22 protein-coding genes are annotated in these 20,056 nt (G+C 74.1%); 14 read left to right on the plus strand and 8 right to left on the minus strand.

The annotated features are described in order from the left end of the window. The first annotated feature begins 178 nt into the window (after positions 1–178). Positions 179–1,651 (plus strand): aminotransferase class I/II-fold pyridoxal phosphate-dependent enzyme, encoded by a 1,473-nt coding sequence (locus IE330_RS39930; protein WP_190139708.1) that lies wholly within the window; start codon positions 179–181, stop codon positions 1,649–1,651. A gap of 176 nt (positions 1,652–1,827) precedes the next feature. Further along, on the plus strand, positions 1,828–2,526 hold the full coding sequence (locus tag IE330_RS32200) for a hypothetical protein (protein WP_190139709.1): 699 nt from the start codon (positions 1,828–1,830) through the stop codon (positions 2,524–2,526). 105 nt (positions 2,527–2,631) lie between these two features. Here the strand turns inward: IE330_RS32200 and IE330_RS32205 are convergent, their stop codons facing one another. After that, entirely contained in the window at positions 2,632–4,128 is a 1,497-nt protein-coding gene (locus tag IE330_RS32205; RefSeq protein ID WP_190139710.1) for an MFS transporter, read from the minus strand. Between the two features lie 304 nt (positions 4,129–4,432). Between IE330_RS32205 and IE330_RS32210 the strand changes: the two genes are divergently transcribed. The 3 genes from IE330_RS32210 (at position 4,433) to IE330_RS32220 (ending at position 5,839) form a co-directional block, all read left to right on the plus strand. Beyond that, positions 4,433–4,918, plus strand: coding sequence for a MarR family winged helix-turn-helix transcriptional regulator (locus tag IE330_RS32210; RefSeq protein WP_190139711.1), 486 nt, complete (start codon positions 4,433–4,435; stop codon positions 4,916–4,918). A gap of 100 nt (positions 4,919–5,018) precedes the next feature. Continuing rightward, the gene (locus tag IE330_RS32215) at positions 5,019–5,384 is read left to right on the plus strand and encodes a PH domain-containing protein (RefSeq protein ID WP_189731390.1); all 366 of its coding nucleotides are present in this window, start codon (positions 5,019–5,021) and stop codon (positions 5,382–5,384) included. A 122-nt stretch (positions 5,385–5,506) separates the two neighbouring features. Next, positions 5,507–5,839 (plus strand): putative quinol monooxygenase, encoded by a 333-nt coding sequence (locus IE330_RS32220; protein ID WP_190139712.1) that lies wholly within the window; start codon positions 5,507–5,509, stop codon positions 5,837–5,839. A gap of 75 nt (positions 5,840–5,914) precedes the next feature. Here the strand turns inward: IE330_RS32220 and IE330_RS32225 are convergent, their stop codons facing one another. Further along, a complete protein-coding gene (locus IE330_RS32225; protein ID WP_190139713.1) occupies positions 5,915–6,292 on the minus strand; it encodes a nuclear transport factor 2 family protein in 378 nt (125 codons plus the stop codon). A 285-nt stretch (positions 6,293–6,577) separates the two neighbouring features. After that, positions 6,578–7,699 carry a DUF1152 domain-containing protein gene (locus IE330_RS32230; RefSeq protein WP_229926074.1) on the minus strand — a complete coding sequence of 374 codons (1,122 nt, stop codon included), beginning with the start codon at positions 7,697–7,699 and terminating at the stop codon, positions 6,578–6,580. A gap of 156 nt (positions 7,700–7,855) precedes the next feature. On the opposite strand from IE330_RS32230, the gene IE330_RS32235 reads away from it, so the two are divergent. The 5 genes from IE330_RS32235 (at position 7,856) to IE330_RS32255 (ending at position 11,819) form a co-directional block, all read left to right on the plus strand. Continuing rightward, a complete protein-coding gene (locus IE330_RS32235) occupies positions 7,856–9,061 on the plus strand; it encodes a helix-turn-helix domain-containing protein (protein WP_229926075.1) in 1,206 nt (401 codons plus the stop codon). 267 nt (positions 9,062–9,328) lie between these two features. After that, entirely contained in the window at positions 9,329–9,574 is a 246-nt protein-coding gene (locus IE330_RS32240) for a DUF7848 domain-containing protein (protein ID WP_190139716.1), read from the plus strand. A gap of 61 nt (positions 9,575–9,635) precedes the next feature. Continuing rightward, positions 9,636–10,127 carry an ATP-binding protein gene (locus tag IE330_RS32245; RefSeq protein WP_229926076.1) on the plus strand — a complete coding sequence of 164 codons (492 nt, stop codon included), beginning with the start codon at positions 9,636–9,638 and terminating at the stop codon, positions 10,125–10,127. Positions 10,128–10,179: 52 nt separating this feature from the next. Beyond that, positions 10,180–10,734: a hypothetical protein gene (locus IE330_RS32250; RefSeq protein WP_229926077.1), complete on the plus strand. Its 555-nt coding sequence runs from the start codon at positions 10,180–10,182 to the stop codon at positions 10,732–10,734. 68 nt (positions 10,735–10,802) lie between these two features. Further along, positions 10,803–11,819, plus strand: a complete 1,017-nt coding sequence (locus IE330_RS32255) for an SGNH/GDSL hydrolase family protein (protein WP_190139717.1) — start codon at positions 10,803–10,805, stop codon at positions 11,817–11,819. 39 nt (positions 11,820–11,858) lie between these two features. Here IE330_RS32255 and IE330_RS32260 read toward each other — a convergent pair whose 3' ends face one another. Then, positions 11,859–12,815 carry a CU044_5270 family protein gene (locus IE330_RS32260; protein WP_308439062.1) on the minus strand — a complete coding sequence of 319 codons (957 nt, stop codon included), beginning with the start codon at positions 12,813–12,815 and terminating at the stop codon, positions 11,859–11,861. Further along, positions 12,808–13,344, minus strand: coding sequence for an RNA polymerase sigma factor (locus tag IE330_RS32265; protein WP_190139718.1), 537 nt, complete (start codon positions 13,342–13,344; stop codon positions 12,808–12,810). The genes IE330_RS32260 and IE330_RS32265 overlap by 8 nt, the downstream gene beginning before the upstream one ends. 163 nt (positions 13,345–13,507) lie before the next feature. Here IE330_RS32265 and ctaD point away from each other — a divergent pair, with 163 nt between their 5' ends. Together ctaD and IE330_RS32275 are read left to right on the plus strand one after the other, a co-directional pair. Continuing rightward, positions 13,508–15,220: an aa3-type cytochrome oxidase subunit I gene (gene ctaD, locus IE330_RS32270; RefSeq protein ID WP_373314782.1), complete on the plus strand. Its 1,713-nt coding sequence runs from the start codon at positions 13,508–13,510 to the stop codon at positions 15,218–15,220. Further along, positions 15,217–15,585 (plus strand): hypothetical protein, encoded by a 369-nt coding sequence (locus tag IE330_RS32275; RefSeq protein WP_190139719.1) that lies wholly within the window; start codon positions 15,217–15,219, stop codon positions 15,583–15,585. The genes ctaD and IE330_RS32275 overlap by 4 nt, the downstream gene beginning before the upstream one ends. 58 nt (positions 15,586–15,643) lie before the next feature. Here IE330_RS32275 and IE330_RS32280 read toward each other — a convergent pair whose 3' ends face one another. After that, positions 15,644–16,507 carry an LLM class flavin-dependent oxidoreductase gene (locus IE330_RS32280; RefSeq protein WP_190139720.1) on the minus strand — a complete coding sequence of 288 codons (864 nt, stop codon included), beginning with the start codon at positions 16,505–16,507 and terminating at the stop codon, positions 15,644–15,646. A 131-nt stretch (positions 16,508–16,638) separates the two neighbouring features. On the opposite strand from IE330_RS32280, the gene IE330_RS32285 reads away from it, so the two are divergent. After that, positions 16,639–17,058, plus strand: coding sequence for a nuclear transport factor 2 family protein (locus tag IE330_RS32285; RefSeq protein WP_190139721.1), 420 nt, complete (start codon positions 16,639–16,641; stop codon positions 17,056–17,058). A 51-nt stretch (positions 17,059–17,109) separates the two neighbouring features. Here the strand turns inward: IE330_RS32285 and IE330_RS32290 are convergent, their stop codons facing one another. After that, positions 17,110–18,123 (minus strand): esterase/lipase family protein, encoded by a 1,014-nt coding sequence (locus IE330_RS32290; RefSeq protein WP_229926079.1) that lies wholly within the window; start codon positions 18,121–18,123, stop codon positions 17,110–17,112. A gap of 218 nt (positions 18,124–18,341) precedes the next feature. Here IE330_RS32290 and IE330_RS32295 point away from each other — a divergent pair, with 218 nt between their 5' ends. After that, positions 18,342–19,040, plus strand: a complete 699-nt coding sequence (locus IE330_RS32295) for a TetR/AcrR family transcriptional regulator (protein ID WP_229926080.1) — start codon at positions 18,342–18,344, stop codon at positions 19,038–19,040. Here IE330_RS32295 and IE330_RS32300 read toward each other — a convergent pair. Beyond that, positions 19,037–20,056 (minus strand): PP2C family protein-serine/threonine phosphatase (locus IE330_RS32300; RefSeq protein WP_190139722.1); only part of this gene is annotated, 1,020 nt, incomplete at its 5' end. The genes IE330_RS32295 and IE330_RS32300 overlap by 4 nt on opposite strands.

The following is a 20,056-nucleotide window of genomic DNA, read 5'->3' on the forward strand; positions in this document are numbered from 1 at the left end:
GCCCAGGCAGGCCCGCGAGCCCCGGCAGGGCCCCGTGCCCGGCGAGGGGCGTGGCCTCGGCAGGACCGTGTGCCGGGGCCCGTCGGGGGCCCTCGCGCGCGCCGGTCCGGGCGCGCCCCACCCGGTCGCGGGCACGCGCCGTGCTTCACCCCCGCCGCGGCGAGGTACCCGTACCGGCATGGAGCCCATCGATCACACCACAGCACCCGTACTGGAAGCCCTCGACGCCTACCACGCCCGCGGCCGGCTCGCCTACACGCCGCCCGGGCACAAGCAGGCCCGCGGGGCCGACCCGCAGGCGCGCCGCGTCCTCGGGGACGCGGTGTTCCGCTCCGACGTGCTCGCCGTCAACGGGCTTGACGACCGGCGCGCGACCGGCCAGGTCCTGCGCCGGGCCGAGCGCCTCATGGCCGACGCCGTCCACGCCGACCACACCTTCTTCACCACCTGCGGCAGCTCCCTGTCGGTCAAGGCGGCCATGCTGACCGTGGCCCACCCCGGCGACCGCCTCCTCGTCGGCAGGGACGCCCACAAGTCCGTGGTCGCGGGGCTGATCCTGTGCGGCATCGACCCGGTGTGGGTGGAGCCGCAGTGGGACGCGAAGCGGTCGCTCGCGCACCCGCCGTCCCCGGCCGCGTACGCGGAGGCCTTCGAGCGCCACCCCGACGCGCGCGGCGCGCTCGTCACCAGCCCCACCCCGTACGGGAGCTGCGCGGACCTGAAGGCGCTCGCCGACGTGTGCCACGCGCGCGGGGTGCCGCTGGTGGTCGACGAGGCGTGGGGCGCGCACCTGCCCTTCCACGAGGACCTGCCGTCGTGGGCGATGGACGCGGGCGCCGACCTCTGCGTGACCAGCATCCACAAGATGGGCAGCGGCCTGGAGCAGGGCTCGGTCTTCCACCTCCAGGGCGACCGCATCGACGCCGCCGAGCTCTCCTCCCGCTCCGACCTCCTCGGCACCACCAGCCCCTCCGTCCTCATCTACGCGGGGCTCGACGCCTGGCGCCGCCAGATGGTGCTGCGCGGCCACGAGCTGATGTCCGGCGCGCTGCGGCTCGCCGCCGAGGCGCGGGAGGAGATCGAGCGCATCCCGGGCCTGCACGTCAACGACCGCGCCGACTTCACCGGCGACGGCCTCGCCGCCGACCTCGACCCGCTGCCCACCGTCATCGACCTCTCCGACCTCGGGACGACCGGCTACCGCGCCGCAGACTGGCTGCGCGAGCACCACGGGCTCGACATGCACCTCAGCGACCACCGCCGGATCGGCGCGCAGCTCACCCACGCCGACTCGCGCGAGACCGTCGAGCCGCTCCTGGAGGGCCTGCGGGACCTGGTCGCGCACCGGGCCGACCTGGCCGACCCGCCGCGCGTGGCCGTGCCCTCCCCGGCCGAGCTGCGGATGGAGCAGGTGTGCCTGCCGCGGGACGCGTACTTCGGCGAGGTCGAGTCGGTGCCGCTGGCCCGGGCGGCGGGGCGGGTGGCCGCCGAGATGGTCACGCCGTACCCGCCGGGCATCCCCGCGGCGCTGCCCGGCGAGCGCCTGACCGAGCCGGTCCTGGAGTACCTGCGCACCGGCTACGAGGCGGGCATGTACATCCCGGACACCGCCGACCCCGAGCTGCGGACGGTCCGCGTGCTCAAGGAGTGACGCCCCTTTGTGGTGGGCGTGCCCCCGCCCTCCCCTGCCCGGCGCGTGCGTCGGATGGATACGCGGCGTCCCCGTGGGCGACCATGTCCGGGGGCGTCCGGGCGGGCGCCCGGACGACAGGCGGGTGCGAAGTGCTGGTCGCGGCGCGACGCGGTGGGAGAGAGGGCGGACGGCCGATGCCGCGGCGGACCGAGGAGCACACGCGCACGGACGGGCGAAGACGCCCGCTGCCCCGGGTGCGGGCCGTGCTCCGCCAGGAGTGGCGGAACGTGTGGCTCGCCGCCTGGCGGGAGCTGCGCGCCCGGGGCGCCGGGGGCATCGGCCTCGCGCTGTTCGGCACCGTCGCCATGGTCGTCCTGCACGGCCTGGAGCAGATCCCCGACGCCGACCGCGTCGTCCGCCTGCTCGGCGAGGTCCGCGCCGACCAGCCGCTGTGGCAGTCCCTGCTGCGCACGCCCCTGTCGGTGTTCATCCCCACCCGCGACCAGCCCCCGTGGGGCGGCATCCCCCGCCTCGTCCTGGCCTTCGGCCTCGGCCAGCTCCTCCTCGGGTGGCGCCGTACGCTCCTGGTGGCGTACGCGGCCACGCTCGCGGGCACGCTCGGGGCCCGGGTCATGGTGGCCATCGGGCCCGGCCACTGGGCCGGGGTCCCGGCGTCGTACGCCCACTCCGTGGACACGGGGGCCTCGGCGGCCGTGGTGGGGCTGTTCACGTACCTGGCGGTGCGGTTGCGGGCGCCCGTGCTGTGCCTGGCGCTGGTGGTGCCCACGGTGGTGGGGTCCTTCCTGAAGCCGAACCTCGCGGGGCGCGAGCATCTGGTGGCTGTGGCCTTGGCGGGGGCTTTTGCCTGGCGGGGCGCCTTGCGCAGGGGCTGACACCGCCGCTCCGCGGCGGATTTCTCCCACCCGCCCACCCGTAGCTCCCCGGCTGCGCCCGCCCGGCCCCGGCGCGGAGCGCTTTCCCGCCGTCGTCGCCCCCGGTCAGCGGGCCGCAGCCGGGCGGCGCAGCACCGTGGCTGCCACCGCAAGGGCCGCCGCCAGCAGGCCCGTGCCGGTCGCGAAGGCCAGGTGGTAGCCCGAGGTGAGGGCCTCGGGGCGGGGGGTGCCGGTCGCGGTCAGGGACTCGGTGCGGGAGGCGGCCAGGGTCGACAGGACCGCGACCCCGAGGGCCATACCGATCTGCTGCGTGGTGTTGAACAGCCCCGACGCGAGCCCCGCGTCGTCCTCCCGCGCCCCGGACATCGCCAGCGACGTCAGCGCGGGCAGCGCCAGACCGAACCCCGCCGCGAGCAGCATGACCGGCAGCAGGTCGACCCAGTAGTTCGCCCGCACCGGCACCCGCGTCAGCAGCCCCAGCACCCCGAGCAGCAGCACCAGCCCCGCCAGCAGCACGGCGCGCTCACCGAAGCGCGCGTTGAGCCGGGCCGAGACGCCGAGGGACACCGCGCCGATCACCGCCGCCGCGGGCAGCATGGCGAGCCCGGTCGCGGCAGCCCCGTACCCGAGCACGTTCTGCAGGTAGAGGGCGACGAGCACCTGGAAGGAGAACAGCGCGGCCACCATCAGGAGTTGGACGACGTTCGCCCCGGTCACCGCCCGCGAGCGGAACATCCGCAGCGGGAGCAGCGGCGTCCGCGCCGTCGCCTGCCGGGCCACGAAGGCGCCGAGCAGCGCCACCGCCAGCGCGCCGAAGCCGAGCGTGTGCCCCGACGTCCAGCCGTACTGCTCGACCTTCACCACGCTGTAGATGCCGGTCATCAGCCCCGCCGTCACCAGCACCGCCCCGGCGACGTCGGCCCCGGCACCCAGCCCGAGCCCCCGGTCGGCGGGCAGCGCGGGCAGCGCGAGGAACAGCACGGCCAGGCCGATGGGCAGGTTGATGAAGAAGATCCAGTGCCAGTTCAGGGCGTCGGTGAGGACCCCGCCGAGCACCTGCCCCAGCGAGGCACCGGCGGCCCCGGTGAAGCTGAACACCGCGATGGCCCGCGCCCGTTCACGCGGCTCGGTGAAGAGGGTGACGAGGATGCCCAGGCTGACCGCCGAGCTCATGGCTCCGCCGACGCCCTGGAGGAAGCGGGCGGCGATGAGCGTCGCGGGCCCGGTGGCCGCGCCCGCGAGGACCGAGGCGAGCGTGAACACCCCGATGCCCGCGAGGAACATCCGCTTCCGTCCGACGAGGTCCCCGAGCCGCCCGGCGAGCAGCAGCAGGCTGCCGAAGGCGATGAGGTAGGCGTTCACCACCCAACTCAGGCCCGCCGGCGTGAAGTCGAGGTCTCGCTGCATGGCGGGCATGGCGACGGTCACGATGCTGCCGTCCAGGATGATCATCAGCATCCCGGTGGCGATGACTCCGAGGGAGAGGCGCCGGGAGCGGGCTCCCCGGGCCTCCGGTACCCCGGCGGTCCGTCGGACTTCCGCGGCCTCGGGCGGGTCCTCCGCCACAGGGTGGGCGGGGGCGGACGGTGCGGTGGCGGTCATGGGTTTCTCCTGTCCGGGGGGGGAGGGGCTGGCCGTACGAACACGGCTCGATCGACGCGCGGAACGGATATGTGGAACCGATGCGCGGAACCGGCGTGCGGAACGGATGCGCGGATCCGACCTGAGGAACCGGCACGCGGCACCGGCACGCGGCACCGGCGCGCGGCACCGGCACGCGGCACCGGCACGTGGAACCGGCACGCGGCACCGGCACGTGGAACCGATGCGATGGACCGTAGCAGATAGTTTCGTTGCAGACTATCTATCTCGGGCGCACCGGCGCCGTCTCGGCTACGCTGGCCGCATGACCGCCATGGCACCCGCCCGCACCGAACCGGACCTGTCCTTCCTGCTCGACCACACCAGCCATGTCCTGCGTACGCAGATGGCGGCGGCGCTCGCCGAGATCGGCCTGACGGCGCGCATGCACTGCGTCCTCGTGCACGCCCTGGAGGAGGAGCGCACCCAGGCGCAGCTCGCCGAGATCGGCGACATGGACAAGACGACGATGGTGGTGACCGTGGACGCGCTGGAGGCGGCCGGGCTCGCCGAGCGCCGTCCGTCGCGCGTGGACCGCAGGGCCCGCGTCATCGCCGTCACCGACGAGGGCGCGAAGGTCGCGGCCCGCAGCCAGGAGATCGTCGACCGGGTGCACGAGCAGGCCCTCGGCTCGCTCTCCAAGACGGACCGCGCCGCCCTGCTGCGGGCCCTGAACCGGCTGGTCGAGGGCCATCTGGCCACCCCCGCCGAGAGCCCGCGCCCGGCCCGCCGGGCCCGCCAGCGGGCCTGAACCCGGGCTTCGCGGCGCGTCCGCGCGGTCCCGTACGGTGTGAGTCCGGGGCGCCTCGGCCGGCGCCCCGCGACCGCGACGCCCAACGAGGGGACCACTCATGGCGCTGTTCGGAAACGCCCACACCGTCGACCCGGCCTCGGCGCAGCAGGAGTACGCGCGGCTCATGGGCCACGGCGAGCAGGTGTACGCCGCGTACCGGCTGATACGCGACACGATCCTGCTCACCGACCGGCGCATGATCTTCGTCGACAAGCAGGGGATGACGGGCAAGAAGGTCGAGTACCACTCGGTGCCGTACCGGAGCATCACGCACTTCTCGGTGGAGACCGCGGGCCACTTCGACCTCGACGCCGAGCTCAAGATCTGGATATCCAGCAACCCGGTGCCGATCGAGAAGACCTTCACCAAGGGCGTCGACATCTACGAGGTGCAGGCGATCCTGACGCAGTTCGTCGCGCGGTAGCCGCGCCAGGGCCGCCCCGCGCGCGGTGAGGGGATCCACCGGGGTACGTTCGTAGGGCATCAAAAGCTGAGAAAAGCCGCGAAGCCGCAGCTCAGACAGTTACGCCGTCACGAGGAAACCCCATGATCTTCATCACCGTGAAATTCACCGTCCGCCCCGAGCGCAGCGCCGACTGGCTCGACCTCGTGGACGACTTCACGCGTGCCACCCGCGAGGAGCCCGGCAACATCTTCTTCGAGTGGTCGCGCAGCGTCGACAACCCCCACCAGTTCGTCCTGGTGGAGGCGTTCCGCGACGGCGGGGCGGGGCGTGAGCACGTGGAGTCCGCGCACTTCAAGGCCGCGATGGAGACCATGTCGTACGCCATCGCGAGCACGCCCGAGATCGTCAGCACGGAGATCCCGGGCATGGACGGCTGGGGCGAGATGGGCGAGGTCTCGCCGCGCGAGGCCTGACCGACCCGCCGCCGCGCGCGGAGGAGCCCCGGGCCGTGGGTGGCCCGGGGCTCTTTCCTGTCCTGTGCGCGGGGGTCAGCCCTGGGGGAGCCGGTCCAGGAAGCCGTGCACCCTGCGGATGCGCCCGTCCTCCGCGAGCTCGATCACGTCGAACCCGGCGGCGGGCGCCGAGCCGTCCGCGGTGGACACCAGCTCCCAGGTGAACCGGGCGATCCCGTGGTGGCCGTCGACCTCGCCGGTGTGGCGGAACTCGAACCCGGGGAACTGCTCGTGCGCGCCCGCGATCACCGCGGCGATGGCCTCCTGGCCCGCGACGTCCGCCAGGGGGTCGGTATACGTCCCGTCCTGCGTCCAGGCCGCCTCGACGGCCTTGCGGATGTCCTCGGCACCCGTGGCGTTCCAGGCCTCGAAGTAACGGGCCACGGCGGTCTCGTGCTGGGGCTGTGCGGGCATGGGATACGCCTTCCGTCGGGTGGGACTCGCGTCGGTCCGGCCGGAGCCCGGGAGGAGTGCGCCACCCGGGCTTCGGTGACGTCAGAGTGCCCGGGCGGGGGCGAGCGTGGCGATTACCCGCGAGGTAATGCGCGCCCCCCAGCGTGCGACGCCCTTCCCCTTGGGGTGCCCCATGGCGGCCTGCAGTGCCGTACGGCCCGCCGAGCCATCGGCGTCAGGGACGGGCCGCTCGCGTCCGCGGCCGACCGGTCCCCGTCTGTCTACCTCTCGACTGGAGCGAACGTTCTATCCACCACATGGTGCTTCCGCGGCCCCATGCAGCTCCCACACGGATGCGGGGTGGTGGCGGGCGCGAGCGGTGTTGAGTTGGGCCAGGTGCTGGAGTGCTTCGCCGGGGAGGCCCAGGGCTTCGGCGAGTCTGCGGATGGTTGTGTGGGTGGTTCCTCGGGCGATGGCTGCCTGCTCGAAGTTCCGGATCTGAGCCGGTAGGTCTCGCGGAACGGAAGGGCCCACCGCCTGTTGTCGGCCCAGGCGTTGCGCCTTGGCTCGTTCATAGTCGATCTCCGAGGTGCCGCAGATCGTGCGGCAGCGCTCCTCCGCCTCGTCGAGGGTGGTCGTGTCGGCGAGGGCTCGGGCGAGTCGATTGGCGGTGAACGCCGCTCGCAGGTCTACATGGTGGACGGTGGGGCCTTCGTCGGTGAGGGGGACGGGGAGTCCGGCGTCGCGGACCTCGCAGAGGCCCCGGGCGCCCAGGGCTGTGGCGGCGAGGAGTGCTGTGGCTTCGGAGGGATGCCAGTCGAGGACCGTGGCGATGGACCGTACGTCGTCGGGGGTGAAGGTCGCGATCAAAGGGCCGAGGCGGGGGCGGAGGGTGTCCGCGGGGAGTTCACCGTCCAGTCCTGGGCCTGCGACCAGGAGGCGGATGATGGGGGCTGCCTTTGCTCGGGTGCAGGCGGCGAGGGTGAGGGCGTCGGCCAGCGGGCTGCGGAGGGTGGGTTCGTCGCCGTGGGCCAGGATGTCGCCGCCGACATCCAGGAGGTCGATGGTTTGCGGGGTGAAGTGGGTCGTCAGTTCGTCGAGTTGTCGGGTGATGCCCGTCGCCCCGGCATAAGGATCGATGAGCGCGAAGACGTGCGGGAGTTCGGCGGCGAGGCGTGGGAGGGTTGCCTTGTGGGGTGGCTCCAGGGTCACTTCGCCAGGGACGGCCCAGACGTGTGGCGTGAGTTGGCGGAGCGCGGTGAAGTCCGCCGGGGCGCGGGGCCCCGGGACCGGGTCGACGATCAGGCGGTCCCAGGAGTAGGTGAGGATCAGGGCCGGTTCGTCGTCGGCCGCGTACAGGGCGGCGTGGAGCATCGCTGCCGCCACCGCGTCACCGCCGCCTCCGGCTGCCACGATGAGTCGCTTCACGGGAGCAGCGTAGGGGGTCGCACGCTTACGCGCCTGGTGCAAAGCTGCCGTACACGCGCCACCCTGTGAGCCCCCTTCGGGACAGGAGTTGATTGCCACCTCCTGCGTCCGGACGGGAGTACCGTTCCCAGTGTCCGGTTCAGAATGGGGGGCAGTATGTCCGGCCCAACCGACCGCTCGGCAGGCAGCATTGGGGCGCGCATTTCCGAAGTACGGGCTTTGCGCGCGCTCTCGCTTCGGGAGCTCGGGGCGCGTGCTCATGTCTCGGCGTCCATGCTGTCCAGGATCGAGAGTGGTGATCGGTACGCCAGCCCCGCCGTTGTCGCCGCCGTGGCTCGGGCGTTGGGCGTGAGCGTGTCGGTCCTTCATGGGCAGCCGTACATCCACATGCTCCGGTCGGACCAGTTGGACCGGCTCGTCACTCCGATCAGTTCCTCGCTCGACGACTGGGACACCCCTCCCGGTGCTGACGATCCTCAGCCGAGGTCGCTTGCGACCTTGGAGGCCGAGATGGGGCGGCTTCGGGAGCGCCGGGCCAGGGCGGAGTACATCGAGATCGCCGAGAGGCTTCCGGCCCTGATCTCGGAGATCAATCACCGGGTTCTGCTGCACGATCAGCCCGGTCATGACCGGGAGCGCGCGTGCTGGTTGCAGGCGGAGATCGGGCGCACGGTGTACGTCGTGAGCCGTCAGATCGGCTACCTGGACCTGGCCCGGCTCGCGCTGTCCCGCATGGCGGCGGCTGCCCCACGCTCCGGCGACCCGCAGCAGGTGGCCATCGAGCGGTGGGACCGGGCGCAGTTGCTGGCGGATGCCGCTCGGCACGACCGGGGCGTGGCACTGGTGCGGCAGGCGCTGCGGGACCTGGACGACGACGGTGCGCAAGCCACACGTGCGGTGCGTGGTGCCCTCCACTTGAAGGCTGCGATTCTCGCGGGGCGTATGGGCGACTCCGATGCGGCTGATGGCTGGCTCACGGCGGCGTATGAGATCGCTCGGAAGACGGGCGAGACGCGGGACTACGGCCTCGTGTTCGGGCCCGTGAACTGCGCGATCCACGGCATGGCCGCCGCCAGTGACCGGGACAAGCACGCCAAGGCGCTGGAGAAGGCCCGAGCCGTGCACCTGCCCGACGACTACCCAGCGGCACGCGCCGGGCACTACTGGGTGGACCGGGCCCGCGCCGAGGCGTGGACAGCGCGCCCTGACGATGCGCTGTCGTCGCTGGTGAAGGCCAAGGAGGTCGCTCCGCAGCAGACCCGGTACCACCCGGGCGTGCACGAGACGGTGGCGGCGCTGCTGCGCGCCAGGGCCAAGGCGCCCGACCCGCTGGTGAAGTACGCGCAGTGGTGCGGCGTGTAGCGCACGCGTCGCCGACCGGACAAGTGCGCCGCTGTTGACAGTTGGGCAACACCGGGGCCCTTGCACGGCGGAATGCTGTGGGGCGTACGAGACCCCCGCGACCGCTGTCACGGCCCGGGGGCGTGGCCATCAGCCCTGAAGGTTGACGACGTGCCCCAAATGATCGCGAGACTGTTCGCTCCGCTTCGCGTTCCCCTCCCGGCCAGGAGCCACGTCGGTGTGACGTGGCGCTGGGCCCGCGTTCCATGGCGCCCCGGTCTCCGGGCGGTGGGGCCTGTGAGTACACGCGCTGTCCTGCGGTTCGAGACCTGGACGCTCGAACCTGACCGTGAACCCGACGCGGAGCCGGTCACCTATGCCATGCAGTGCGTCGTGGACGGAGAGGTCTCGCCGGTGAGCGAGGACTTCGCCGAGCCGCAGACGTGGGTGATGGAGCACTGCGGGCAGCATCCGTCCCACCACACCTACCGAGAGCTCGTCGCACGGCCGTGGCGCACGTGGCGCAAGCCGTGAGGTGCCGCCGTATCCGCTCCTCCTCTGCGCGCAAGCATGCGTACCGGTGCCGGGAGGGACGATGAGGCGCACCAACGGCACCTGGGACGACCGTGGAGTGCCCGACCCGCTCGGCGGCATGGTCTTGTGCCCCGTTCCGGAGTCGGTGAGGTGTGCTCGTCGCTGGTTCCGGCGGTTCTTCGATGGCCACCGCCTCAACTGCTCCGCCGACGACTGCGTGCTCATGCTCTCGGAACTGGTCACCAACGCCGTCCTCCACGGGCAGGCGGACGGACCCTGGCGCGTGAGGGTCCGCTGGTACCGCGTGGGTGACGCGTTGCGCGTCGAGGTGCGCAATCCCGGCTGTCCCGCCCTCGTGCGTCTGCGTACGCCCGCAGCGACCGAGGCCCATGGGCGTGGGCTGGTGCTCGTCGACGGGTTGGCCGACGCGTGGTGGGCCGGGGCGGGTGAGTGTGGTGGGACGCTCGTCGCGTTCGTCATGCGGCGGGCCTTCGAGCCGGTGGGGAGGGGCGCGTCCCGGGGTGGCTCAGGCGGGGTGCGGGAGCACCCTTGACGCGGGCGCAGGGGTCCACGGTGAGGTCGTCGGGAAAGGGCGGGTGGGTGGGGTGGCTTCGGTTCAGCAGTGGGCTGCGGCAGTGGACCGGGGGCTCGTGGGGCCCGGGGCCGACCCGGCTGAGCGGGGGCTCGTGTACGGGACCGCTGCCGCCGGGACCGGGCTCGCCGTGGCGGCGGTCGCCCCGGCCGCGCCGCCCCTCTGGGCGGTGGCCCTCGTCGGCCTGGTCGCCTTCGACCTGTTCGGCGGCGCCGCGGCCAACGCCACGGCCGCGGCCAAGCGGGCCTTCCACGCCCCGGGCCGGACGGCGCGCCACCACCTCGGCTTCGTCGCCGCCCACGGGCAGCCGTTCCTGCTCGCCCTGGCGGTTCCGGGCCTCGGCTGGGTGGCGGCCGCCGTCCTCTACGCCCTGGCGCTCGCGGGCGCCGTCGCCGTCACCGCCGCGCCCGGCGCGGTCAGGCGGCCCGTCGCCTTCTCCGCGACGGCCCTCGCCCTCGGCGTGACCACCGTCACGGTCGATGTGCCCGGCGAACTGGCCTGGCTCGCCCCGGTGCTGTTCGTCAAGCTGCTGCTCGGCCACCTCCTGCCCGAGGAGTCGCGTGGGTGACTTCCACCGCGCCCGCGGGTGTGCTTGCCTGGGGGGCCGATTCCGTTCGCCGAGCCGGGAGTTGCCCGATGCGGAAGCAGTTGGTCGGTGGGGTGCTCGCGGGGGTGCTGCTGCTCGGGGCCTGCGGGGACCCGGGGTCGGACGACGGCTCGGACGCGGCACGCCCGCCCGCCCCCTCCTCGGACACCTCCGCCGGCCCCGACTCGCAGACCAACCGGCAGCACGCCGAGCGGGAGCCGGACGGCGAGAAGGGCCCCGGGGGCCGCACACGCGCACGTGAGGACGGCGGCGACCGGCGGCCCGGCGGGGACGCGCCCGGCCGGGGCGGGCGCGCGGCCTCCCCGCGGGTGCTCTACCTCGGCGACTCCCTCGCCATGGAGAACCAGGACGTCCTCGGCGACCTCCTGCGCGACCAGCTCGCCGCCCGCTACACCAGCGCCCCCTACTCGGGCACCACCCTCTGCGACTACCTCGAAAACACCGGCGAGGACTCCCTCGTACCGGACAAGGACAAGGCGGCGACCCTCGTACGGAAGACGCGGCCGGACTTCGTGGTGCTGCAGTTCTGGGGCAACGCCTGGGGCTACACGCCCTGCATGAAGGGCGTCACGCACGACCAGGCGCCGGCGACGTACTACGCGCGGTACGCGGCCGACGCGCGCAGGCTGACCGCGCAGATCGAGGACGCCGCCCGGGACGTGGGCGCTCCGCGGCCCACCGTGGTGTGGGTGTCGCAGGGGCCGGACGCCATCACGCCGGACCGGGTGCGGCGCGTCAACGACATCTACCGCCGCCAGGTCGCCGGCACCCGCGACCTGGTGTCCGACGCGGGCCGCGCCGTGAGCCCGGCCGGGGACCGCTACCGGTGGGAACGGGTGCTGCCCTGCACCGCGTACGAGCGCGCGCACCCCGCGTACTGCACGGAGTCCGGCGGCCGGACCGCGCTGCACCGGGACGACGACTTCCTGCACTTCTGCCTGGCTCCGACGACACCGAAGTCACGGCCGTGCCCGGTGCGTTCGCCGGGGATACGGCGGATCGGGCAGGCGGTCACGGACACCGTGGCCCGCGCCACCGCCCGCTGACCCGCCCGCTGCTCGCCCCCGGACGCCCGCCGCCGGGGCTCAGCGCCGCCACGCGCTGTACGACATCACGTCCCCGGCCCGTACGGCGAGTTGCGGCCGGTCCTCGGTGAACATCACCTCCAGGCCCAGCACGGCCCCCGTCGCCGGGTCGAGGATCAGCATGTGGCGCAGGGCCTCGTCGCGGGACTCGTGGACGTACGCCTGCCCGGTCCGGCCGAGGCGGTCGGTGATCGCGCCCGCGGGCCGCAGGCCCTCGGTGCGGGCGAGGACACCGGCGAGCGCGGCGTTCTCGCGGGCGCCGAGTGTCCAGTTGTCGAGCAGCGGCGGCAGGGAGTCCAGGAGCTGGTCGGGGGTGAGGGCGCCGACGCGGTCGGTGACGCCGCCGTCGTGGAGGTCCGTCAGGTAGGCGCGCAGCGCGGCGACGGTGCCCGGCGGGCGCGCCCACGGCGGGGCGTCGGCCGGGCCCCCGGGGAGGATGCGCACGCTCACCACGTCGCCGTCGGTCTCCACGCGCTCGGTGCGGCTGCCGTCGGGCCGCCAGCGCACCTCGCGCTCCTCGGGCAGCGTCACGGGCCGCTCCGCGTCCGGGCCGGAGTCCATGGCGAGGCTCCAGGTACGGACGCGCGTGCCCCTGCGCAGCTCCGGCCCGCCCGCGCGCGCGGCGGCCCGCGCCCGGTCGGCGACCACGGCGAGCGGCACCGAGGCGGCCGCGCGCGGGCTGGGCGCGTTCGGCGCCGCCGTGGCGGACGTGGCGCCCAGGTCGGGCAGGACCAGCGCGAGCACGGCCGCGAGCGCGACCACGGCGGCCTCCGCCCACAGCACGACGCGGCGGCGGGCCCGGCGGTGCCTGCTGTGGTGCAGGAGCCGGTCCAGGTCGTGTGCGGCGCGGGCGGTCAGGGGCCGCTCGCGCCAGGGGCCCTCGGTGGCGGACACGGGGTCGGCCGCGCGCAGCAGCTCCAGCTCCTCGGCCAGGTCGTCGGCCAGGTCGTCAGTCATGGGTGCCGCCTCCCGCTCGTACGTTCATCCGCATCGTGTCGATCTCCGCGCGCAGCCGCCGCCGGGCCCGGTGCAGCCGCATGGCCGCCGCGCCCCGGCCGCACCCCAGGGCGACCGCCAGGTCGTCGATGCCCAGCTCCTCCCAGGTCGTCAGGCGCAGCACCTCCTGGTCGGCCGGGGAGAGCCGGGCGAGGGCCTCGTGCACCCAGGCGCCGGGGCGGTCGGCGTCGGGGCCGGTCACCACCTGGCCGTGCCGGACCGCCTCGTGGTGCCCGACGCGGTGCAGCAGGCGGCGGTAGCGGCCGAGGCCGCGCACGGTGTTGGCCAGGTGGTTGCGGGCGACGCCGTAGAGCCAGGGCAGCGGGTTCTCGGGCAGTTCGGCGCGGCGCCGCCAGGCCGTGGAGAACACCTCCGCCACGACCTCCTCGACCTCGTGCGCCTCCCCCGTGGCGAGTCTGCGCGCCACGAAGCGGCTCACCGCCCAGTAGTGCTCGCGGTAGGCGGCCGCGAAGGCTTCGTCCGTGCTCATGAACCGTAGGTGTCCGGCATGGGCCCGATCTTCACAGGCACGCGGTGTGATCTTCCGGGCGGGGCCGAGCGGTGAACCGCGCCGGGGGCCCGGACACGTACGGGGCATGACGTCCCCGAATCCCCTGCCGGCCGGGCCCGTACCGGCACGGCGTCCCCAGGCCGTGGAGCCCTCGCGGCCGGAGCGGTCCCGCCGGTGGGTCGCCTGGCTGACGAGTACGGACCACAAGACGATCGGCACGCTGTACCTGGTGACCGCGTTCGCGTTCTTCTGCATCGGCGGTGTGCTCGCGCTGTTCATGCGCGCGGAGCTGGCCCGGCCCGGCACGCAGATCATGTCGAACGAGCAGTTCAACCAGGCGTTCACGATGCACGGCACGATCATGCTGCTGATGTTCGCCACGCCGCTGTTCGCGGGCTTCGCGAACTGGATCATGCCGCTCCAGATCGGCGCCCCCGACGTCGCCTTCCCCCGGCTGAACATGCTGGCCTACTGGCTGTACCTGTTCGGCTCGCTGATCGCCGTGGGCGGCTTCCTCACGCCGGGCGGGGCGGCGGACTTCGGCTGGACCGCGTACGCCCCGATCACCGACGCGGCCCGCGCGACGAACATCGGCGCCGATCTGTGGATCATGGGCCTGGCCCTCTCCGGCTTCGGCACGATCCTCGGCGCGGTCAACTTCATCACGACCATCGTGTGCCTGCGCGCGCCCGGCATGACGATGTTCCGCATGCCGATCTTCTCCTGGAACGTGCTCCTGACCGGCGTCCTGGTGCTGCTGGCGTTCCCGGTCCTGGCGGCGGCGCTGTTCGCCCTGGAGGCGGACCGGAAGTTCGGCGCGCACATCTTCGACGTGGCGAACGGGGGCGCGCTGCTGTGGCAGCACCTGTTCTGGTTCTTCGGCCACCCCGAGGTCTACATCATCGCCCTGCCGTTCTTCGGCATCATCTCCGAGGTCATCCCGGTGTTCTCGCGCAAGCCGATGTTCGGATACATGGGCCTGGTCGGCGCGACCATCGCCATCGCGGGTCTCTCCGTAACGGTGTGGGCGCACCACATGTACGCGACGGGCGGCGTCCTGCTGCCGTTCTTCTCCTTCATGACGTTCCTCATCGCGGTGCCGACGGGGGTCAAGTTCTTCAACTGGATCGGCACGATGTGGCGGGGCTCGCTGAGTTTCGAGACGCCGATGCTCTGGGCGGTCGGCTTCCTCGTCACCTTCGTGTTCGGCGGTCTGACCGGGGTGCTCCTGGCGTCCCCGCCGATGGACTTCGCGGTGACGGACTCGTATTTCGTGGTGGCCCACTTCCACTACGTCATCTTCGGCACGGTCGTCTTCGCGATGTTCTCCGGATTCCACTTCTGGTGGCCGAAGTTCACCGGCAAGATGCTCGACGAACGGCTCGGGAAAATCACCTTCTGGACGCTGTTCGTGGGCTTCCACGGCACGTTCCTGGTCCAGCACTGGCTGGGCGCGGCGGGAATGCAGCGGCGCGTCCCGGACTATCTGGCCGCGGAGGGCTTCACCGGCCTGAACACCCTTTCCACCGTCTTCTCGTTCCTGCTCGGCATGTCCCTGCTGCCGTTCTTCTACAACATGTGGAAGACGGCGAAGTACGGCGAGCAGGTCGAGGCCGACGACCCCTGGGGCTACGGCCGGTCCCTGGAGTGGGCCACCTCCTGCCCGCCGCCGCGCCACAACTTCGCCTCGCTGCCGCGGATACGCTCCGAGTCCCCGGCGTTCGACCTGCACCACCCGGAGGTGACCGCGGGCGCCGCAGGCCCGGAGCGGGCGGCGGACCCGGCCGGGCTCCCGGCTCCGGCTCCGGCTTCGACTCCGGCTCCGGCTCCGGCTTCGGGGGAGGCCGCGCGGTGACCGCCAGGGACGACCGGTCCCGCCCGGCGGACGGGACGGACCTGCTCATCCAGGAGATCGAGGGGCACCTGCTCGTCGAGTCGGCCCGCGCGGAGAGCCGGGCGGCCGCCACCCGCTTCGGCGACCGCCTCGACTGGCTGACCCGTGCCCAGCGCGAGGAGGTCGAGCGCGTCTACGCCGACGACCACCTGGCCCTGACCCGCACCACCTGGCGGCACACCGCGCGCCGCTGCCAGGAGCTGCGCGCGGAGTACGAGGCCCGGTACCGCGAGCTGCGCCGCCGCACCCTGGCCGGGGGCCTGCTGGCCGTGGCGTGCGCGCTGGGCTCGGCCCTGGCCCTGGCCGCGGTGGTGGCGGGGGTGTGAGGGGCCGGGGGCGGCGGTGGGCCGGGGGTCACAGGGCCGGGGGTCACGGGGCCGGGGGTCACGGGGCCGGGGGCCCGGCCTCGATCCGGCGCAGGACGGGAGCGAGGCGGTCCAGGCCGGGCCCCGTCTGGAGCCGGCGTTCGTCCCACCACGTGGCCCCCGCGTCCCGCAGAGGCGCGACGATGTCGCGGGCCGCGTCGGGGTCGGCGGGCGTGGCGCCCCCGACGACGAGGTCGAAGGGACCTTCGCCCTCGCGGTGTTCGCGTACGTACGCCAGCAGCTCGCGGACCTCGGCCGCGTCGGGCACGGCCCCGTGCCGCGCCGACTCGAAGAGCGGGACCGCGCCGTCCCAGCGGGCGGCCCGGCGCATCGGGGGCCGGTTCGGCCAGAAGCCGCCGATCCACACGGGCGGGCGCGGCCGCTGCACGGTGGCGGGCAGCAGGGTGACGTCGTGGACCTCGTGGTGGCGGCCCCGGTGGGTGACGGGCCGGCCCGACCAGTAGCGGGCCAGGAGGTCCAGGCCCTCGTCCAGGAGCTCGGCGAGCACCCGCGGCTCGGTGGGCTCGCCGAAGCTCCCGTACTCGTCCGCGACGGGGCCGCCGAGACCGGCCGCGAAGACGACCCGGCCGCCGGACAGGGAGTCCAGCGTCGCGACCTGCCGGGCGAGCTGGTGCGGACGGCGGCGCGGCACCGGGGTGACGAGCGTGCCGAGGCGGATGCGGGACGTGGCGAGCGCGGCGGCCGTCAGGAGCATCCAGGGGTCCCCGAAGTGCTTGCCCCGCTGCGCGGCCTTGTCGTGGACGACGTGGTCCCAGACGAACAGGCCGTCCCAGCCGGCCTCTTCGGCCGCCGCGGCGACGCGCGCGACCGTCCTCGGATCGGCGAAGTCGCCGAAGTTCGGGATGTTGATCGAGTAGCGCATGCGGTGCAGCCTGACGCCGCTCCCGGGACGATGGCAAGGCGCCGGACGGGACGGCCGCGGTGGTCGTCGGCCGGGCCGCCGGACCCGCGCCCTCTCCCCCACCGGGCGTCGTAGGTGGGAGAGTTGGGCGCATGGCGACCGAGGACACCCCCGCGGAGAGCGTCACGGACCTCGCCGTCCGGTACCTCCGGGCCGTGGGCGCCGGGGCCACCGGCGACGAGCTTGCGGCGTTCTTCACCCCCGACGTGGTCCAGCGCGAGCTGCCCAATCCGCTCTCCCCGCGGGGCGCCGTCCGCGACCTCACCGGCATCCTGGACGCCGCCGAGGCCGGCCGCGCCACGCTGCGCCGCCAGACGTACGACATCCGCGACGCGGTCGCCGCGGGCGAGAAGGTGGCCCTGGAGGTGGAGTGGACCGGAGAGCTGGCCGTTCCCCTGGGCGGGCTGCCCGCCGGGCACGTCCTGCGCGCGCACCTCGCCGTGTTCCTCGACTTCCGCGACGGCAGGATCCGCGCCCAGCGGAACTACGACTGCTACGAGCCGCCGGGGTGAGCGGGCCTCACCCGCCGGAGTGAGCGGGTCTCACCCCGGGGTGAGCGGGCCTCACAGCGGCAGGCCGTAGTCCTCGCACCGCGGCCTGAAGTCCGGCTCGTCCGCGCCCAGGGCGTTGACGACGTTCTGCGTGGTCGGGCCGTCCGTGAACAGGCCCACGTGCCCCACCGGGTCCTTCGGGCACTGCTCCTGCACCACGATGTTGCGGACGTGGTCGCCCTTCAGGAAGCCCTGGCTGTAGGGGGTGGAGACGGTGTCGTTCCGCGTGGCGATCACGGTGTAGCGCACGCCCGGCACGGTGTCGCCGTCCGCGAACAGGGCCTTCTGGAAGTCGGAGCCCTCTTCCTGGTCCTTGAGCCCCTGGAGGTTCAGATGGTCGAAGGCGCCGTTGACCAGGCCGAGGACGCCCAGCGCGCGGCCCAGGCGCACCAGGCCGCTCAGGGTGGTGCCGTGGTTGGTGGGGGCGAGCGCCACGAGGCGGTCGACCTTCTCCGCACCGCCGAGGCGCTTGATGTAGTGGTTCGGCATCATGCCGCCCTGCGAGTGCCCGAGGACGTTCACCTTCTTCGCGCCCGTCCGCGCGAGCACCTTGTCCACGAACGCGCTCATCGTCCGGGCGGAACCGGCGACACCGGTCAGTCCGCCGACCCGGCCGCCGGAGTTCAGCGGGCTGCCCATGCCGTAGTTGAAGGCGAAGACGCAGTGGCCCTCGTTGGCGAGGGTGGGGCCCATCCGGACCCAGTTCGCGCCGAGGTTGACGCCGGTGCCGTGGACGAGGACCACCGGGTTCGGGTGGGCCGCGGTGGGCTCGCAGTCCCAGTCGTTCACACCGGCCACGGCGTTCGGGCTCGCGAAGAAGTGGGCGACCCCGTCGGCGACGCCGCCGACGGGGTACCGCGGCCGCTCGGCGGCCCGGGCGGGAGCCGTCACGGCGGTGAGCGCGGTGGCGGTGAGGGCGAGGGGCACGACGGCGGCGGCCGCGCGGCGCAGCCGGCGGCGGGGGCGGTGCGGGCACCTCGGGAGGCTAGGGAGGCTCGGGAGGCTCGGGGCGAGTGCTCTGTTCACGGTTCCGGTCCCTTCGGGCGAGCCCTCGCGCGGGCCGAGGGCGGTAGGGGAGGGCATGGGCATGACACATGGAGCACCGGAGATCTGAAACGGAAGCGCTTCAGATTTGGTTACTCGAAAGTAGGAGCGGGGCGGCGGCGACGCAAGGGCCGTGCGCGGGACAATTCCCGTACGGCGGCGAGCAGTTGGCGGGCCGCCACGGGAGAGGGGTGGGGCCGGTGGGACCCGACGAGGTACCGGAGCCGGTGCCGGAGGAGCCGCGGCGGCCCGCGCGGGCGTACGGGGGCAAGCCCGCCGAGCAGCGCCGGGCCGAGCGGCGGCGGCGGTTCCTGGAGGCGGGCGTCGAGCTCTTCGGCGCCGGGCCCGGGGCCTACCGGACCGCCTCCGTCGCCGCCCTGTGCGCCCGCGCCGGGCTGTCGACGCGCCAGTTCTACGAGGAGTTCCGCAACCTGGAGGACGTGCTCGCCGCCCTGCACCGGCAGGTGCAGCAGGCGGCGCAGACCGCCGTCGTGGAGGCCCTCGCCGAGGTCGCCGGGGGCACCGTGCGCGAGCGCGTCGAGACCGCCTTCCGCGCGTACGCCCGCGTCCTGACCGCCCACCCGCACCTCGTACGGATCGCCTTCGTGGAGGTCACCGGCGTCACCCCCGAGCTGGAGAGGCGGCGCCTGGAGGCCCGCAGGGGCTGGGTCGACCTCCTCGTCGCCGCGCTGGACGAGGCCGCCGAGCGCGGCGAGATCGGCGCCCGCGACTACCGCCTCGCCGCGCTCGGCTTCGTCGGCGCGGTCAACGGCCTGCTGTACGACTGGACCGCCGGGTACGTCGACGCGAGCCTCGACACGATCGTCGACGAGCTGATGCTGCTGTTCATGGGGCTGCTCCGGCCGCCCCCGCCGCCCGGGCCCGGGGCACCGGGCTAGCGGCGGCCCTCCGCTCGGGTGCCGGTGCCCGGCGCGGGCGCGGGGACGGGGACGGCGGGCTGGACGATCAGGCACGTCACGTCGTCCGCGAGCGGGGCGGCACCCGTGTGCCGGTCGAGCAGGTCCGCGAGCGCGCGCACGGCCTCGTACGCGGTCGGCGCGGCCAGGGCCGCGTGCGCCTCGGCGGTGTCGAGGCGGAACGGCGCCCGCCCGGCGTCGCGCGCCTCGGTAAGCCCGTCCGTGTACAGCAGCAGGCGCTCCCCCGGCGCCAGGTGGACGCGGTGCGGCCGGGGCGCGGGGTGCAGCCCGAGCGGCGGCGACGGCTCGGGCGGTTCGAGCACCCGCAGGCGGCGGCCCGCGCGCACGGGCGGCGGATGGCCGCAGTTGACGATCAGGGCCTCGCCGGGGCGGAAGTCCACGAGCAGCAGCGTGACGAAGTCCTCCGGCCCCAGCTCGGGCCGGAGCCGCTCGTCGAGGGTGGCGGCCAGGCGCACCGGGTCGGGCTCGGCCGCGGCGGTGTGGCGGAAGGCGGCCAGGACGGCGGCGGCCACGCGCAGCGCCGCCGGGCCGTGGCCCCGTACGTCGGCGAGCAGGAGCCGGGGCCCGTCGGGGGTGAGGACCACGTCGTGGACGTCGCCGCCGAGCCGGGCCCGCGGGTCGGCCGCACGGGTGTGCACGGCGAGGCCGATGTGGCCCACGCGCTCGGGCAGCGGGCGGGCCAGCGCGTCCTGGAGCAGCTCGGCCAATCGGCTCACGTCGGCGAGTGCACGCCGGTCGCGTACGCGGGTGTGCGCCGTCGCCACCGCCCAGGCCGCGACTCCGGCGACGTTCAGGAGCAGCACGGCCTCCGGCGCGGACCCGGGCGGCCCCGCGGCCACCGCCACGGCGAGCGCCGCGACCCCCAGGGCCGCCGTCGCCCGCGCCGACAGCCACTGGGCGGCCGCCAGCCGGGCGAGCGCCACGAGCCCGGGGAGCGGCGCGCCCACGCCGAGCGGGAGCAGGGCGGCGGCAGCGCC

Origin of the sequence: Streptomyces longispororuber (assembly GCF_014656095.1) — a bacterium.
GTDB classification, from domain to species: Bacteria; Actinomycetota; Actinomycetes; order Streptomycetales; family Streptomycetaceae; genus Streptomyces; species Streptomyces longispororuber.